The organism is Herbaspirillum sp. SJZ107 (genome assembly GCF_006715485.1).
In the GTDB taxonomy this organism is placed as follows: Bacteria; Pseudomonadota; Gammaproteobacteria; order Burkholderiales; family Burkholderiaceae_D; genus Telluria.
On record NZ_VFNH01000001.1, the window covers coordinates 1,633,862 to 1,649,570 of the forward strand.

Genomic DNA, 15,709 nt, shown 5'->3' on the forward strand with positions numbered 1-15,709 from the left:
TCAGCGTGGAAACGTCGCCCCTGCGCAGTCAGGGGCGACGGCTGTTTCTGCACCATTCGCCCCCGCATTTCCCCCACTTATCGTCTACACGGCCCATCCATCGCATCCGCGTTGCCGCTCCCGGACGATACGCTTACAGTAAGCGCATCGTTCAACCCACCCTGATGGAGCCAACAATGCTGGGTTTCCTGGTCTGGCTGTTCCTGCTCTTCCTGTGCTGGCCGCTCGCGCTGCTGGCCCTGGTCCTGTATCCGGTGTTCTGGCTGCTCCTGCTGCCGTTCCGGCTGATCGGCATCGGCGTCGAGGCCGTGTTCGAGCTGCTGCGCGCGATCGTCATGCTGCCGGCGCGGGTGCTGGGCCGCTGAAGGCGTGCAGCCGGATGGGGGCCGCAAATGCGTTGTTGAGAATCCAGTGTGCGTCCATTAACAGACGCTCGGGTAAGCTTGGCTTATCGTCAACCTTACCGATGGCTGTCATCCGTCAGCCATGCTTATAAAGGAAAACGACTATGCGCCTGGACGTCTATCGCAGAGCCGAACACGACGGCAAATTCTCTTACCTGGTGGTTCCGGAAACGAAGAACATTCCCGAAGAAGCCACCAACACCGACTGGGAAGTCGAAGCCCGTGCCGTCGAAGTCGACGACAATGCTTCCGACCTGCCGGATTACCAGATCGAGAACGTGAGTGGCCAGCTGGCCGAAAAAGGGTACGCCGTAACTTCCCTGACGCATTAATCTTCACCGGCTTGTAGCGCAGTCACGACAGACTGTGCCACCGGGCCGCCGCTGCACCGCCAGCCCGCCGATCGGCAGACCGGCGGTGCACGCCTGTTTCTGCCCTATGGTATCCTTGCGCCTCGATGAAATGCGTTCGGAGGCGTAATGAAGTGGGCAGTGGTCGGTTTTCTCATCCTGTCGGTGTTGCATATCCATTTCCGGGGGAAGGTCCGTCTGCCGTTCGGCCGCCAGCTGTTCGACCATTCGTCGTTCATGGCACCGATCAACATCTTCATGCACCTGTTTTCTCGGGTGCCGAGCACGCCCTACATTCCGGTGCGCGAATTCCCGGAACTGGCGGTGCTGCAGCAGAACTGGCAAGTCATCCGTGACGAAGCCGAAAACCTGCTGGCCCTCAAGAAGATCAAGGCGTCCGAAGAGAACAACGATGCCGGCTTCAATTCCTTCTTCAAGACCGGCTGGAAGCGCTTCTACCTGAAGTGGTACGACGCCAGCCACCCGTCGGCCGAGCGCCTGTGCCCGCGCACCTATGCATTGTTGAAAAATATCCCGTCGGTCAAGGCAGCGATGTTCGCCGAACTGCCACCGGGCGCCAAGCTGAACCCGCACCGCGATCCGTTCGCCGGCTCGATGCGCTACCACCTGGGCCTGGCTACGCCGAACGACGACCGCTGCTTCATCGACGTCGACGGTACGCCGTACAGCTGGCGCGACGGCGAAGGCGTGATCTTCGACGAAACCTATATCCACTGGGCCATCAACGGCAGCGACAGCGACCGCGTGATCCTGTTCTGCGACGTCGAGCGCCCGATGCGTTTCCGCTGGGCCCAGGCGGTCAACCGCTGGCTCGGCCGCACCATGATGACGGCGGCGGCGTCGCCCAACGAAACCGGCGACCAGACCGGGCTGGTAAGCAAGCTGTTCCGCATTTCGCACGTGATGGGGCAGTACCGCCGCCGTTACAAGGCGTGGAACAAGACGGCGTACAAGGCGACCAAGGTTGCCTTGATCGTGGGCCTGGCGGCACTTGTGTACTACATCTGATCGCTACGCTGTACCGTAACGAAAAAGGGCCACCGGAGTGGCCCTTTTTTATTGCTGCCGCACCGCTTACAGGTTGAACGGCATCCGCACCATCAAGGTCACGTCCGGCGTATCGCGCGTCATGCCGGCGCCGACCGACAGGTTCAGCGTGCGGTTGTGGCTCAGGCGGTAGGAACCGCCCAGCAGCAGCGTACCCAGCTGGATGCGCACCGAGCCCGGGATGATCTGGCCGTTCTGGCGCATGCGCGACACCGAGCTGTGGTCGTAGCCGATACTGAACGAAGCCTTTTCGTTCAGAGCCAGGCCCATGCCCACGTTGAAGCCGAACACGTTGCCCGGATCGATCTCGCCCAGCAGTTCGCGTTCGCCGTTCAGCACGGTGCGGTAGATATTCCCGCGCTTGAAATTCTTGGTGTAGCTGAAGGTACCGAAGAAGATGGCCGGGTCCGACGGCAGCAGCCAGGTCACGCTCGGCTGCAGCGAATAGAAGCCGGAACCGGTCGGCAGATCGAGCGGCAGGCCGGTGCCGGTGACATTCTGGCCGACGCAGCGGGTCGCGCAGTCGGTGACGACTTCGAACGGATCGCGGCCGGTACGCGACTTGAAGCGCATGCCGGCGATGTAATACGGCTTGTCGGCGCCGCCGTCGTTCAGCTGGTAGCGCCAGCCGAGTTCGATGTCGCCGATGCCCTTGCCACTGGTCTGGAAAGCGCGTTCGGCGGCGGTGCCGGTGAAGATCTCGCGGCTGACGGTCGAATCGCTGCGGTAGACGTAGGGAATCTTGGCTTCGACTTCGAAGCGGTTGCCGACGCCGTAGCGGAAAGTGGCGGCGCCGGTCGTGCTGTTGCGCTTGACCTCGCGCACGTCCAGCAGGCCGATCAGGATCGCCGGAATCACGGTGTAGCCGACCAAAGCGACACGGTTGCTGGACGAATAGCCGTACTGGATCGACGGTTCGAACACCACCTTGCCGTGCGGGGTCAGCACGCCCGGCGTTTCGAAGATCGGTGCCACTTCGGGCTGGCGTTGCTGGGCCTGTTCCGGGGCGCGGCCGACGGCGCCCTGTGGCGACGGCGCGGTGCTGCCGGTGACCGGGGCCGGCAGGCCGGCCTGCGGCGCGTCGGCGCCGCCGGTGCCGCGCAGGATGTCGAGCGGCGCCGCAGCGGCGACACCGTTGGCCGCGCTGTTGCTTGGGGCCGCGCCGGGCGCCGGGCTGTCCGCCCAGTCCTTGCTGACGACCGGGCCGGTGCCGCGCAGGCGGTCGAGCTGGGACGGGCTGGCGGTGCCCACGGGCGGCTTGACGCCGCTGGCGCGCAACTGGCGTTCGAGGTCGTCGACGCGGGCGCGCTGTTCTTCCAGCTGTTGTCGCATGATTTTCAACTGCTCGGCCAGGTCGGGCGCGGTCTGCGCGCCGGCCGGAATGCAGGCCAGGGCCGCGGCGAGCCCAATCACGCTGTACAGCGCTGGAATTTTTTGCATCGTTTCTTACTCCGGTTGTGCCGTCACCTTCCGGTCGCGGCGGTGTTGAGTGCGTTCGAAAGTGTCGACTGGAAGTTCATCGCTTGCAGCATGCCCCGGGTGTCGACACTGGCGTTTATTATAGTTGCATTATTAATAATCTGATTGTTCAGGCTGTTTTGAATCACGGTCCCGCCCATGGCACCGGAGCCGAGCTGGACGTTGAAGGTACCGCTGCCGTTCTGGATCAGGTTCAACTGGTTCGCGGCCTCGGGCGACAGCGTGGTCCTGCCGGCGGCGAGGCTGCCGAGGTCGCCGAAGTTCATGCTGGTGGTGGCCGCCACGTTGCCGTTGACGGTGACGATGCGGTCGATCCCCAGCGAGACGGCGAGGCCGCTCGGGTCGGTGAAGCCGCCGCGGTATTCGTCCAGCGAGGCGGGCGCGACGGCATTCGCATCGCTGAAGCCGGCGGCGCCCGGGGCCGTATCGGCCGGGGCCGCCATGCCGTTCATGGCGAAGGCGAGGGCGGCGCCGGCCAATCCGATCTGGAGGATGGTGCGCATGGATTCTCCTGTCAAAAATCGCCCGGTCCGAACTTCGGCAGCGAGCTGATGTCCAGTACCAGGCGGCTCATCGCCTGATCGAGCGGCGCGCGCGGCGCGGCACGCCAGTCGGCGGTGAGGTTGAATTGCGGCCGGGTCGGCGATTCGTGGATCACGAAAAGCAGCTTGGTCGGCCAGATGGCTTCGAAGTGGTCGCGCGTGATCGCGCGCGTGCCCGCCGACGGATCGCCGATCAGGATGCGGCCGTCGTCGGCGCCCTTGATCACCACGAAGTGGTTGTAACCTTTTTCGGTCACCAGCACGATGGCGGGGAGTTTGGCCTCGAACAGCTTGTCGAGGGGCTGGCGGAAGCCGTCGGACTTGAAGCCGATGGTCGCCAGGTAGCGTTGCATGTCGAGCAGCGAAAAGCCTTCGCGGCGGATCTTGGCCTGGTCGCCATGTTCCCACATGGCCTGGAAGGCGGTCGTTTCGCTGATCGGATAACCGTAATGGTGGGTCAGCAGGGTGGCCAGCGCGGCGGAGCCGCAGCTGAAGTCGTACTGCTGGCGGGTGGTGGAAAGAAAGCGGAGTTCTTTCAGGCTGTGCATCGGCACGCGGTAGGTGGGACCGCTGGCAAGCGACATGTCGGCCGCTTGGGCGCCGGCGGATCCCAGGAGCGCGCACGTGACGAGAGTTGCGAGTGACAGTGCGCTGCGTTTCATTTCATCTGCAGGTTGATGATGGTGGCGTTCTGGATCAGGACGTTGGCGCCGCTGTTCTGGATCACCACCGGGATACCGGACATGTTGGCAAAGGAACCGGAATCGATGATGTTGTTACCGGTCATGACGTTGACGGCACTGTTGCCGTTGACGCCGCCTTCAAGGTTCGCGGTGTTGTTCGTGGTATGGGTATCGGTGCCGCCACGTTGCCGCTCGAGCTTGGCGCTGCCCTCGTCCTGGGTGGCCTGCACCGCCTCGTGGCCGCTGCTGATCCCGAACTCGGCCCGGAACAGCGAACGCGCGTCGGCCGTACGGGCGTCTGCGGGCTGGTCCGTGGCGGCCGAGGCCGCGGAGGCAAGCGTCACGAGCGCTGCAAAGGCCTGAAGCTTGGCCCAGGCGTGGAGCGCCTTGCGTTGAGAGACTGGATGCTGCATGTTCTACCCCCTTGCGACAAAAAAAACTGCCGCACCTCGCGAGAGGTACGGCAGTCAAGCTCGGATTACAGGTTCATGTTGGCCTGGACGTTCACGCTCTGCTGGACCATCGAGGAGATGCCGGTGTTCTGGCTGATCACCGAGATGCCTGCAGCCGATTGCGCGGTGCCGTTCATCGTGTTCGACATGTTGAAGGTGCCGCCGCTCACGGTGTTGGTGCCGCCCATGCCGCCGGTAGCTGCGCCACCCATGCCGCCCTGGCCGTAGCCGGTGGTGATGGCAGCCAGGTCGCCGCCGCGGCCGCCGGTGGTGGTGCCGCCCGAACCGCCGGTGCCGCCGTTACCGGCAGTCGAGGCGCCCGAGGTTGCCGAGCCGGTGGTTGCCGAACCGGTGGTAGCCGAGCCGCCTGCTGCACCCGAACCCGAGGTGTTCGAGGCCATGCCGGTGTCGCCTGCCGCGCCGCCTGCTGCGCCCGAACCACCCATGCCTGCGGTGGCGGTGCCCGAAGCACCTGCACCGCCTGCGCCGCCGAGACCGCCGGTGGTCGAACCGCCGGCACCTGCGGTCGCCGAGTGCGAACCGCCTGCGCCGCCTGCACCGCTGGTGGCAGCGCCGCCGGCTGCACCCGAACCTGCGCCGTTCGAAGCCATTGCACCGGCGCCGCCTGCGCCGGCCGCTGCACCCGCACCGCCTGCGCCGCCGGCACCGCCGGCTGCACCTGCTGCACCTGCGCCGCCTGCGCCGCCGGTGGTGGTACCTGCGGTTGCCGTGCCGGCGCCGCTGGTGACTGCGCCGCCGGTGGCGCTCAGGCCGCCCGTGGTTGCGGTGCCGCTGGCGCCGCCGGTGCCGGTGCCGTTGGTGCCTTCAGTGCCGGTGCCCGGCATGCCGCCGGCGCCCGAGCTGGCGTAGGAACCGCCGGCGCTGGCCGGGGCACCCGAAGCGCCGTTCGACGCGGTGGCGCCGGCATTGCCGGCGGTACCGCCTGCTGCGCCCGAGCCGCCTGCACCGCCCATGCCGCCGGCGGCGCCGGCTGCGCCTGCACCACCCGCGCCGCCTGCTGCGCCGCGGCCGCCCATTGCGTCGCCGCTGGCGCCGCCTGCACCGCCGGTGCCGGCCCACGAACCGCCGGTCGAGCCACCGTTACCGCCGGCGAGCGCGCCGGTCGAGCCGCCTGCAGCGCCGGTCGACGAACCGCCGGCCGCGCCTGCGCCGCCTGCGCCGCCGGTCGAGCCGGCTGCGCCGCCAGCTGCACCCGAACCGCCTGCGCCGCCCATGGCGCCGGCACCCGAGGTGGCGCCCGAAGACATGCCGCCTGCGCCGCCTGCGCCTGCCATGGCCGAACCGACCGTGGCACCGCCTGCGGTCGCGCCGGCGCTGGTGGCGTTGCCGCCTGCCGCACCGGTTGCCGCATCGGCGCTGCCGCCTGCTGCGCCGGCGCCACCGGTGGCAGCGACGCTGCCGCTGGTGCCCATTGCGCCGTTGCCGGCGGTTGCTGCGCCGCCGTTGGCGCCGCCGTTGTTCACGACCTGGTTACCGATGTTCGACACGGTGTTGCCCGAGACCGAACCGCTCAGGTTGCTGGTGGCGTTGGCGGTCGAGGTGTTGAACGAGTTGGCCAGCGACGAGCTTGCATCGCCGCCGTTGTTGGCAGCTGCTGCGCCCAGGCCCGACGCCATGGCGTCGCCGCTGCTGCGGTTCTGGCCCGAGCTGTTCTTGTTGGTCGTGGTGTTGGTGGTGGTGTTGGCCGTACGCTGGCTGTTGTCGTTGCCCTGGTTCGAGTTGTCGGTGTTGGTGGTGGTGGTGCGCTGGCTGTTGTCGCTGCGGTTGCTGCTGTCGGTGCTGGTCACCGAGCGGTTGCTGCTGTCGGTCTGCGAATTCGAAGCGGTGTTGCCGCTGTTGTTGGTGCGTGCGCTGCTGTCGTTGCCCTGGTTCGAATTGTTGGTCGACGTGGTGCGGGTGCTGTTGTCGTTGCCCTGGTTCGAGTTGTTGGTCGACGTGGTGCGCGAGCTGTTGTCGCTGCTGTCGGTGTTGGTCGTGGTGGTGGTGGTGCGGGCGCTGTTGTCGTTGCCCTGGTTCGACGCGTTGGTGCTGGTGGTGTTGCTGGTGGTGCGGGTGCTGTTGTCGTTGCCCTGGTTCGAGTTGTTGCGGCTGCTGTTGTCGCTGCTGTCGGTGTTGGTCTGGGTCCAGGTGCTGCGGTTGCTGTTGTCGGTCTGGGTGTTGGAGCGGTTGCTGCTGTCCGTCTGGGTCGTCGAACGATTGCTGTTGTCAGTCGTGACCGTGCTGGTGTTGGTGCTGCGGTTGCTGCCGTCGGTGTTGGTGGCGGTGTTGCCGCTGTTGCTGGTGGCGGTGTTGCCGGTGTTGCTGTTGTCGGTAGCGGTGTTGGTCGCCGTGTTGCCGGTGTTGCTCATGTCGGTAGCGGTCGACGTGTTGTTGCTGTCCGTGGCACGGGTCGTGTTCTGCGTGACCGTGCTGCCGCCGCGGCCAACGACGGAATCATCAGCTTGGGCGCTCAGCGAGAAAGCGAGCGAAATAGCGGTCACGAGCAAAGTCTTGTTCATTCGAGTTTCCCCTCTGGGTGTTGGTTGGTAGTAGGCCGGCTGTAGCGCCGACCTCTTTCACTTTGCACAACACGTGCCAGCGATACTGTCGAGTTCGCTAAGTATCTGTTTTTGAAGGCTTTGCCAGATTCATCCGACACGAATGTCAGACTCAGTCTGATACGATTTGATGAAAATACCGATTAAGTGTTACACAAGTGGCACAGATGTGTAACGGAGGGTGTGGCAACACACAGAGTTCACTGCACACGTGTAACACCCTGTTACGACTGTAAAAAAAGGTTATTCAGCATATAAATCAAGGACTTATGATGTGCCTGAATGTTGTGCCACGAACGCCCCGACACACTTGTAGGACAGCCTGTAAAGGATGCTTGGAGGATATATTTCGATAAGGCCGCGCGTCAGGCAGTGCGGCCTGGTAGTGGGGAAGAGGGAGAAGGGCTGCCGCCGCGTCGGGGTCGCGGCGGGCGCATCCGGCGCGGCACAAGGTGCCAGCGCCGTCGACAAGATGGATCTGGACGGCAGGCGTCAGGAACGCATGCCGTGCTTGCTCAGGAGGCGGTACATCGTGGTGCGCGACACACCCAGGTCGCGCGCCGCACGGCTGACGTTCTGGCCGCTGCGGTCGAGGCATTCGCGCAGGGCAGAGCGCTCGGTGCGCAGGCGCGCATCATCGAGGGCCGCCGGCGCCATCAGCGAGCTCGAATGGCCGAGTCCGAGGTCTTCCGGCATGATGAAGCGCCCGTCGGACATCACCAGCGCACGTCGGACGCGGTTGATGAGCTCGCGGACGTTGCCGGGCCAGGTGTGTTCCAGGATGGCGGCGATGGCACGGTTGGAAAAACCCTTGAGGCGCGGCGACTTTTCGTCGGCATACAGGTGGAAGAAGTGTTCGGCCAGCACCACCAGGTCGTCACGCCGTTCGCGCAGCGGCGGGACGGTCACCGGCAGCACGGCAAGACGGTAATACAAGTCCTCGCGGAAATTGCCCTTTGCCACAGCTTCCTGCAGCTGTACGTGCGATGCCGCCACCACGCGCACATCCACCGCGATGGTCCGCGTACTGCCCAGGCGGCAGATCGTCTTTTCCTGCAAGAAGCGCAGCAGGTTGGCTTGCTGGTCCTTCGGCAAGTCGCCGATCTCGTCCAGGAACAGGGTGCCGCCGTGGGCCGATTCGATCAGGCCGGCCTTGCCCTTGGTGGCGCCGGTAAAGGCGCCACGCTCGTAGCCGAACAGTTCCGAGTGGATCAGGGTCGGCGAAATCGCGCCGCAGTTGATCGGCACGAAGGGGCCGCCGGCACGGTCGGAATGGGTGTGGACGGCCTGCGCCGTGAGCTCCTTGCCGCTGCCGCTTTCACCCCAGATCAGCACCGGCGCCGCCACCTTGGCGACGCGCTCGACCTGGGCCCGCAGGCGCACGATGGCGTCGCAATTGCCGATCAGCGGCGAGCGCGACGCACCGTCCGCCGCGGCTGGTTCGGTACGGCGGCGCAGCATGGCCCAGCCGTGCGCATGCCCGAGGGTGTGCGCCAGACGCACCGGGTCGACCGGCGCTGTGTGGTAGTCGCACAGGTGTTCCACCACCAGGTCGCGGCAGGGGGCGCTTTCCAGGTCGCGCGGGCGGAATACGCCGACCCACTGCATGTGGCCGTGGCGGCGCAGGAAGGTATCGAGCTCGGCCGGCCGCTGGGTGTCGCGGTCGTGCACCAGGAGCCCGACCAGGTAGCGCTGGCTGCGCAGTTCGCGGGCGGCATCGGCCAGGGTTGGCACACTGCGAATCTCCCAGTCGCCCATTGCTGCGTCGAGCAGTTCGTCGGCATCGGATTCATTGGGAGTAATGCACAGCAGGCGTTTTCGGATCATCCATCCTCCAGAGACGTCAAACGGCGCCGCCGCTGCAGGGAGCAGCGATGGCGCCATCGAATGTTTATTTTACAAGTGTAACCAAATGTTAGAAATGCCATTCTTGTATGTATCAGTGGCAATTTCTACACATCAGTTAAAGTTTCACCAACATTATGCCGATCGATTGCGGAAAGTGGCGGACGATTCGCATGCGTCGCCAGAGCGAAGATGTGCAAAGATACGGAACGCGGCATCCGGAAACACTGATTGCCACTTTTGGTATCAACAAAAAGTTCCTGTTGACAATGTGTAACGCAGGGTTGACAGCGTGGCGCTACAGGTGCAACGTGAAAGTTACAGGCTTGTGACTATTGGTAGGTGGAAAATTGGCCGGGGAGGGCTGCATGGACGAGGCACAACGGGAATTCATCAGGCAGGTGCTGGACCACGGTACCGACCTGACGCTGGCAACGATCCGGCCGGACGGCTATCCGCAGGCGACCACCGTCAGCTTCGCCTGCCGCGACATGACGCTGTACGCCGGGATCGGGCGCGGCAGCCAGAAGGCGAACAACATCCGCCACAACGACAAGGTATCCCTGACGATCAACCTGCCGTACCACGATTGGCGCGACATCCGCGGCCTGTCGATGAGCGCGCATGCCGAGATCCTCGACGATCCGCAGGATGCCGATACGGCGCGCGCCTGTCTCGAGGCACGCTTTCCGGATGTGTCGGAGTGGGTGGGGCCGGACATGGCGGCGGAAGTGGTGTTCCTGCGCATCCGGCCGATGCTGGTGTCGGTGATCGACTATTCGAAGGGATTCGGCCACACTGAACTGATTAACGCGGGAAGCGACTGACGGAACGTCCGGTCAGGCGCTTCCCGGGTACAGGTCTCAGGCGCGCGGGCGCTGGCGGTGGAACACCAGCGGGCTGTACGGAATCGCCGACGGCGGCGGCGATTGCAGGATGTGCGGCTTCATCGCGCCGATGATGTGCATCTCGCACGGCTTGCAGTCGAACTTCAGCGTGTACTTTTCCTCGCCGCTGACCAGCGTCATCGGCTCGGCCCGCACCTGGCCCTGCACACCCTGCACGCCCTTGGCCTGCTTCGGGCACAGGTTGAACGAGAAGCGCAGGCAGTGCTTGGTGATCATCAGGGGGACTTCGCCGGCTTCCTCGTGCGCCTCGTAGGCGGCGTCGATCAGCTGCACGCCGTACTTGTGATAGAAGGCGCGGGCCTTGTCGTTGTAGACGTTGGCCAGGTAGCTGAGCTGGGTCTCCGGATACACCGGTGGCGGGTTCGCGACCTGCGCGCGTTCCGGACGCTCCCAGCTGCCCAGGCGTGCCGCTTCGTGGGCGGTGACGGCGTCGCGGCGCAGCGCGTTGATGGCACTGGCGGCCACGAACCACGGCTGCGACAGCTGCAGGGTGACCGACCCGGCTTCGAACATCGTGTTGCCCAGCTTGCCCAGGCTGGTGCGCAGCGCGCTGTCGGCCTGCGCCGCTTCGCGCGCGGGCTGCAGAGCGATCAGCGCATCGGCGTGGCTCTCGATGCCGTCCTCGTCGCGCAGCTTCAGGCGCAGGCCACCTTCGATCTCGGACAGGACCAGGTCGACGCCGACACGGCGCTCGGACGATTTCTTGGTCAGCTGCGCTTCCCAGGTATGGTCGCGGTTGCGGTGGATCACGCTGCCGACCTTGAGGCCGGGCAGGTTGGCCAGGGTCTCGTTCGGGAACACGCGCCAGCGCTGGCCGTCCTCGTCTTCACCCAGCTTTTGCACGGTATTGGCCTGGATGCCGATCGTCTCGCGCTTGTGCATGTAGTTCAGGCCATCGCCGTTGGCCATGGCGCTGTGGGCAACGATGTCGAAATTGTCGCCGCCGATGCGCACCACGGTGCCCAGTTCCACGCCCACGTACTTGGGCGAATCGAAGGCGCCGATGGTCTGCTGGCGGCCCTGGGCAAAGTAATCGGTATGGCCGCGGTGGAAATTCTTGTCCACGTCCGGCGTGAACAGCACGCGCGTGCGGCCGCTGGAAGCCCGCGCCAGTTCCGGGCGGCGCTCCAGGATCTCGTCCAGCAGCAGGCGGTAGTGGGCGGTGATGTTCTTCACGTAGCCCATGTCCTTGTAGCGGCCCTCGATCTTGAACGAGCGCACGCCGGCGTCGATCAGCGCTTCCAGGTTGCGGCTCTGGTCGTTGTCCTTCATCGACAGCAGGTGCTTTTCGTAAGCCACCACGCGGCCCTGGCCGTCCGACAAGGTATACGGCAGGCGGCACGCCTGCGAGCAGTCGCCGCGGTTGGCGCTGCGGCCGTTGTCCGCATGCGAGATGTAGCACTGGCCCGAGAAGGCCACGCACAGGGCGCCGTGGATGAAGTATTCGAGCGGGGTGTCGACCTCGGCACGGATCTTGCGGATCTGCTCGATCGTCAGTTCGCGCGCCAGCACCAGCTGGCTGAAGCCGACCTGGGACAGGAATTTCGCCTTTTCCAGCGTGCGGATGTCGCACTGGGTGCTGGCATGCATCTGGATCGGCGGCAGGTCGAGCTCGAGCAGGCCCATGTCCTGGATGATCAGGGCATCGACGCCGGCCTCGTACAGCTGCCAGATCTGCTTGCGCGCCGTTTCCAGCTCGGCGTCGTGCATGATCGTGTTCATGGTCACGAAGATGCGCGACCGGTAGCAGTGCGCGAATTCGACCAGCGCCGCGATGTCTTCCAGCGGGTTGCTGGCGTTGTGGCGCGCGCCGAAGGCGGGGCCGCCGATATAGACCGCGTCCGCCCCGTGCAGGATCGCCTCCCGGCCGATCTCGGCGGTCTTGGCGGGGGACAGCAGTTCGAGCTGGTGGGCGAGCAGTGACATGGCGGGATCCTGGAAGGTGCGGCAGACGCGGAAGGCGGAAATTATAGCCAGATCAAGGGTTTATGTCACCGGGCAGCGCTTGTTCCTATAATGATCCTTTTGAGAAAGGTGCCTATGCCGCGCAAGCTCATCGGATGGATTGCCATCCTGTTCGTCATCCTGCTGCCGGTGTCGGCCTGGGTCAGTCCGTACTGGGACCTGTACCGCCTGCGCACCGCGGTCACCGAGCGCGATGCCGCCACGGTATCGGCGCACGTCGACTTCGCGGCGCTGCGCGACAACCTGAAGGGCCAGGTCACGACGCGCATGCAGCGCACGGTCGGCCCAGAGGACGCCAACCCGTTCGCTCGCCTGGGCGCGGCGATGGCGGCGCTGGCGGTCAACCCGATCATCGACGCGATGGTGTCGCCGGCCGGCGTGATGGCAATGCTGGACACCGGCAGGGTCGGGCTCGCCAAGCCTGAGCCGTCGGCCCAGGGCAACAACGATGCCGATGCGGCCGCGCGCGAGCGGCGCGACTGGTCGCTGCATTACCGCGAATGGGGCGAGGTCGTGGTCGGCACCGATGCCCCCGGCGCCGGCCGTTTCGTGTTCCGCCGTGCCGGCTTGTGGCACTGGGACCTGGTGGCCATCGAACTCCCGCAATAATTTGTGTGACGCGTCACGCGAAATCCGTCACGCGCCCGGCAGGCGCAGGATGTTGGCGCCGATCGAGGGCTCCTCGCGCCGTTCCAGCCGGGTGTCGTGTACTGCAATCGTCACCTCGAGCGAGCCGCGCCCGACGGTCAGCGCCAGCAGGTGTCCTCCCGTGACCTTGAAATCCGGCCCGCCGCCGACGCCGTGCGCGTGGATCGACGGCTTGCCGTCCTTCCAGGCCAGCGTGCCGTTGATCCCGGTCATTTCACGGTTCTCGAAGGTGGCCGGATCGTAATCGCGCTTGGCGAAATCGAAAAAGCCGAAGGTGACCTTGCCGGCGAAGCCGAAGCCGGTGAAGCTGGCACTCGGGATGTCTTCGCGCAGCGCCAGCGCTTCCAGTTCGGCGAACAGGTCGTCGCCCTCGGTCAGCACCATCAGGTAGCCGGCCGGCGTGCGCATCGATTTCGCGCCGCCCCTCATGCCGCGGCTTGCCCGCTGCGGGTCAGCCGCACGGCGATCGATTTCGCCGCCGGCACCTTGCTGTCCTTGGCGTAGTGCCACAGCGGCAGCAGCGGGTTGCATTCCGGGTAGTAGCCGGCGGTACAGCCCGGCGGCACCGGGTACTCCACCACCCGCAAGCCGTCGACGCGGCGCTCGACGCCGTCCTTGGCCACGGTGCTGGCCTGCACGATGTCGCCGTCGCTGAGGCCCTGGGCGTCCATGTCCTCGCGCGCCATGAACAGCACCATCCGGTCTTTGACCCCGCGGAAGCGGTCTTCGTGGCTGTAGATCGTGGTGTTGAACTGGCCGTCGCTGCGCACCGTGAACAGGCGCAGCACGTCCGGGCTCTCTTCCTTCAGGTCGGGATCCGCGGCCAGGCCGTCGGGCACCGTGAAGTTCGCCTTCTTGGTCGGTGTGTTCCATTGACGCTGGGCTGCCGCCACCGGCTTGCGGAAGCCGCCCGGCGTCCACATGCGTTCGTTGAAGTGGTTGAAGATCTCCGGGTAGGTCTCGGCAATGGCGTCGCGCACCTTGCTGTAGTCGGCCACCCAGCCGTCCCAGTCGACTTTCGGATTCGGCGCCAGCGTGGCCTTGGCCAGGCGCGCGACGATCGCCGGCTCCGACAGCAGCGTATCGGCGGCCGGCTCGGCGCGGCCGCGCGAGCCGTGCATGCAGCCGGTCGAGTCTTCCATCGACACCGCCTGCTCGACGCCGTTCTGGCGGTCGATCTCGATGCGGCCCAGGCAGGGCAGGATGTAGGCCGCCTTGCCGTGCACCAGGTGGCTGCGATTCAGCTTGGTCGAGATCTGTACCGTCAGCGGCAGCGCGCGCCAGCCGGCGTCCATCGCGCCGTGGTCGGGAACGGCCCGCACCAGGTTGCCTCCCAGGCTGATCAGCGCCTGCACCTTGCCGGCCTGGATCCCTTCGCAAGCCTCGATCGTGTTCATGCCCTTGTCGCGCGGCGGTTCGAAACCGTATTGTTCCTTCAGCTTGTCGAGCGGCGCCAGTTCCGGTTTCTCGGTGATGCCGACGGTGCGCTGGCCCTGCACGTTGGAGTGGCCGCGCACCGGACAGATGCCGGCGCCCGGCTTGCCGATGTTCCCGCGCAGGAGCAGGAAATTCACCAGCATCTGGATATTCTGGACGCCGTTGCGGTGCTGGGTCAGGCCCATGCCGAAGATGCCGATCACGGCGTGCGAGCGCATGTACACCTGGGCCGCGCCTTCGATGGCGGCGCGCGTCAGGCCGGATTCGCGCTCGATCTCGGCCCAGTCGAGGGCACGCGCCGAGGTCGCCAGTTCCTCGAAGCCGTGCGTATGGCCGGCGAGGAAGGGCGCGTCGAGCGTACGGCCGGCGTGCGCGGCCATGGCGGCATCGTCGGCGTCGATCACGGCCTTGCACAGGCCCATCAATGCGGCGGTATCGCCGCCGGCCTTGAGCTGGTGGTACTGGGTGCTGATGCAGGTCTCGCTGCCGGTCAGCATCTCGAGCGGCGATTGCGGATTGGTGAAGCTGACCAGGCCGCGTTCGCGCAGTGGGTTGAAGGTGATGATCTCGACGCCGCGCTTGCGCGCTTCCTGCAGCTGGTGCAGCATGCGCGGGCTGTTGACGCCCACGTTCTGGCCGAAGAAGAAGATACAGTCGGTCTTTTCGAAATCGTCCAGGGTGACGGTGCCGATCGGCACGCCGATCGACTTCGGCAGCGCCACCGAGGTGCTCTCGTGGCACATGTTGGAGCTGTCCGGCAGGTTGTTGTTGCCGTACATGCGCGCCAGCAGCTGGTACATGTAAGAGGTTTCGAGCGAGGCGCGGCCCGAGCTGTAGAACACCACCTGCTTCGGATCGAAGCCGCGCAGCTGGGCGCCGATCTCGTCGAAGGCCTGGTCCCAGCCGATCTCGGTGTAGCGGTCGCTGGCGGCGTCATAGCGCAGCGGCACCGTCAGGCGGCCGATGTCTTCCAGGTCGTGGTCGTCCCAGCTTTCCAATTCGCGCACCGTGTGCTTGGCGAAGAATTCCGGCTTGACCACCTTGCTGGTGACTTCCCACGCCGTCGCCTTGGCGCCGCTTTCGCAGAATTCGGCCGGGTGCGGATGCGCCGGCTTGGCCCAGGCGCAGCTGACGCACATGAAGCCGTCCGGCTTGTTCTGCTTGAGGAGGAGGGCCGAACCCTCGACCGGGACCCGCTGCTCGAGCAGGATGGTGGTCACTTCCTTGATCGAGCCCCAGCCGCCGGCCGGGAGTTTGGGTTCGTTGCTGCTGCCATCCTTGTTCATGATCCGTGCCCTGTGGTGGTCTCCATACGAGCAGCGTGCGTCACCGGCGCAGCCATGTCTGTTCGCAAGCGCACATGGGAGGCC

Annotated in this window: 14 protein-coding genes; 5 read left to right on the forward strand and 9 right to left on the reverse strand. The window is 65.6% G+C overall.

All coding sequences use genetic code 11. From position 1 onward, the window contains the following. Positions 1-176 precede the first annotated feature (176 nt). The 3 genes from FBX97_RS07345 to lpxO all read left to right on the forward strand — a co-directional run bounded on the left by FBX97_RS07345 (position 177) and on the right by lpxO (position 1,783). Positions 177-365 carry a hypothetical protein gene (locus tag FBX97_RS07345; RefSeq protein ID WP_141829938.1) on the forward strand — a complete coding sequence of 63 codons (189 nt, stop codon included), beginning with the start codon at positions 177-179 and terminating at the stop codon, positions 363-365. A gap of 143 nt (positions 366-508) precedes the next feature. After that, positions 509-736, forward strand: coding sequence for a DUF6139 family protein (locus FBX97_RS07350; RefSeq protein WP_141829939.1), 228 nt, complete (start codon positions 509-511; stop codon positions 734-736). 147 nt (positions 737-883) lie between these two features. Then, positions 884-1,783 (forward strand): lipid A hydroxylase LpxO, encoded by a 900-nt coding sequence (gene lpxO, locus FBX97_RS07355; protein WP_141829941.1) that lies wholly within the window; start codon positions 884-886, stop codon positions 1,781-1,783. 66 nt (positions 1,784-1,849) lie between these two features. Here lpxO and FBX97_RS07360 read toward each other — a convergent pair whose 3' ends face one another. The 6 genes from FBX97_RS07360 to FBX97_RS07385 all read right to left on the reverse strand — a co-directional run bounded on the left by FBX97_RS07360 (position 1,850) and on the right by FBX97_RS07385 (position 9,363). Continuing rightward, positions 1,850-3,262, reverse strand: coding sequence for an acetate kinase (locus FBX97_RS07360; RefSeq protein ID WP_255517334.1), 1,413 nt, complete (start codon positions 3,260-3,262; stop codon positions 1,850-1,852). Between the two features lie 23 nt (positions 3,263-3,285). Beyond that, entirely contained in the window at positions 3,286-3,804 is a 519-nt protein-coding gene (locus tag FBX97_RS07365) for a hypothetical protein (RefSeq protein WP_141829942.1), read from the reverse strand. Positions 3,805-3,815: 11 nt separating this feature from the next. Next, positions 3,816-4,505, reverse strand: coding sequence for a C39 family peptidase (locus FBX97_RS07370; protein ID WP_141829944.1), 690 nt, complete (start codon positions 4,503-4,505; stop codon positions 3,816-3,818). Next, on the reverse strand, positions 4,502-4,939 hold the full coding sequence (locus FBX97_RS07375) for a hypothetical protein (RefSeq protein WP_141829946.1): 438 nt from the start codon (positions 4,937-4,939) through the stop codon (positions 4,502-4,504). The genes FBX97_RS07370 and FBX97_RS07375 overlap by 4 nt, the downstream gene beginning before the upstream one ends. A 65-nt stretch (positions 4,940-5,004) precedes the next feature. Beyond that, positions 5,005-7,497: a hypothetical protein gene (locus tag FBX97_RS30365; RefSeq protein ID WP_185748500.1), complete on the reverse strand. Its 2,493-nt coding sequence runs from the start codon at positions 7,495-7,497 to the stop codon at positions 5,005-5,007. Between the two features lie 531 nt (positions 7,498-8,028). Next, on the reverse strand, positions 8,029-9,363 hold the full coding sequence (locus tag FBX97_RS07385; RefSeq protein ID WP_141829947.1) for a sigma-54 dependent transcriptional regulator: 1,335 nt from the start codon (positions 9,361-9,363) through the stop codon (positions 8,029-8,031). Positions 9,364-9,749: 386 nt separating this feature from the next. On the opposite strand from FBX97_RS07385, the gene FBX97_RS07390 reads away from it, so the two are divergent. Next, the gene (locus FBX97_RS07390; protein WP_141829949.1) at positions 9,750-10,208 is read left to right on the forward strand and encodes a pyridoxamine 5'-phosphate oxidase family protein; all 459 of its coding nucleotides are present in this window, start codon (positions 9,750-9,752) and stop codon (positions 10,206-10,208) included. Between the two features lie 36 nt (positions 10,209-10,244). On the opposite strand, the gene FBX97_RS07395 is transcribed toward FBX97_RS07390, so the two are convergent. After that, entirely contained in the window at positions 10,245-12,215 is a 1,971-nt protein-coding gene (locus FBX97_RS07395) for a U32 family peptidase (RefSeq protein WP_141829950.1), read from the reverse strand. Between the two features lie 114 nt (positions 12,216-12,329). Here FBX97_RS07395 and FBX97_RS07400 point away from each other — a divergent pair, with 114 nt between their 5' ends. Continuing rightward, on the forward strand, positions 12,330-12,863 hold the full coding sequence (locus tag FBX97_RS07400; RefSeq protein WP_185748501.1) for a DUF2939 domain-containing protein: 534 nt from the start codon (positions 12,330-12,332) through the stop codon (positions 12,861-12,863). Positions 12,864-12,890: 27 nt separating this feature from the next. Here FBX97_RS07400 and FBX97_RS07405 read toward each other — a convergent pair whose 3' ends face one another. Both FBX97_RS07405 and FBX97_RS07410 read right to left on the reverse strand, forming a co-directional pair. After that, a complete protein-coding gene (locus FBX97_RS07405; protein ID WP_221631758.1) occupies positions 12,891-13,331 on the reverse strand; it encodes a PPC domain-containing DNA-binding protein in 441 nt (146 codons plus the stop codon). Then, complete coding sequence (locus FBX97_RS07410; RefSeq protein WP_141829954.1) at positions 13,328-15,625, reverse strand: FdhF/YdeP family oxidoreductase; 2,298 nt, start codon at positions 15,623-15,625, stop codon at positions 13,328-13,330. The genes FBX97_RS07405 and FBX97_RS07410 overlap by 4 nt, the downstream gene beginning before the upstream one ends. Positions 15,626-15,709: the final 84 nt, after the last annotated feature.

Bases quoted from the DNA above. Each gene is read 5' to 3' on its own strand.
- FBX97_RS07345 (WP_141829938.1), top strand. From the start codon at position 177: ATGCTGGGTTTCCTGGTCTGGCTGTTCCTGCTCTTCCTGTGCTGGCCG.
- FBX97_RS07350 (WP_141829939.1), top strand. From the start codon at position 509: ATGCGCCTGGACGTCTATCGCAGAGCCGAACACGACGGCAAATTCTCT.
- lpxO (WP_141829941.1), top strand. From the start codon at position 884: ATGAAGTGGGCAGTGGTCGGTTTTCTCATCCTGTCGGTGTTGCATATC.
- FBX97_RS07360 (WP_255517334.1), bottom strand. From the start codon at position 3,262: ATGCAAAAAATTCCAGCGCTGTACAGCGTGATTGGGCTCGCCGCGGCC.
- FBX97_RS07365 (WP_141829942.1), bottom strand. From the start codon at position 3,804: ATGCGCACCATCCTCCAGATCGGATTGGCCGGCGCCGCCCTCGCCTTC.
- FBX97_RS07370 (WP_141829944.1), bottom strand. From the start codon at position 4,505: ATGAAACGCAGCGCACTGTCACTCGCAACTCTCGTCACGTGCGCGCTC.
- FBX97_RS07375 (WP_141829946.1), bottom strand. From the start codon at position 4,939: ATGCAGCATCCAGTCTCTCAACGCAAGGCGCTCCACGCCTGGGCCAAG.
- FBX97_RS30365 (WP_185748500.1), bottom strand. From the start codon at position 7,497: ATGAACAAGACTTTGCTCGTGACCGCTATTTCGCTCGCTTTCTCGCTG.
- FBX97_RS07385 (WP_141829947.1), bottom strand. From the start codon at position 9,363: ATGATCCGAAAACGCCTGCTGTGCATTACTCCCAATGAATCCGATGCC.
- FBX97_RS07390 (WP_141829949.1), top strand. From the start codon at position 9,750: ATGGACGAGGCACAACGGGAATTCATCAGGCAGGTGCTGGACCACGGT.
- FBX97_RS07395 (WP_141829950.1), bottom strand. From the start codon at position 12,215: ATGTCACTGCTCGCCCACCAGCTCGAACTGCTGTCCCCCGCCAAGACC.
- FBX97_RS07400 (WP_185748501.1), top strand. From the start codon at position 12,330: ATGCCGCGCAAGCTCATCGGATGGATTGCCATCCTGTTCGTCATCCTG.
- FBX97_RS07405 (WP_221631758.1), bottom strand. From the start codon at position 13,331: ATGAGGGGCGGCGCGAAATCGATGCGCACGCCGGCCGGCTACCTGATG.
- FBX97_RS07410 (WP_141829954.1), bottom strand. From the start codon at position 15,625: ATGAACAAGGATGGCAGCAGCAACGAACCCAAACTCCCGGCCGGCGGC.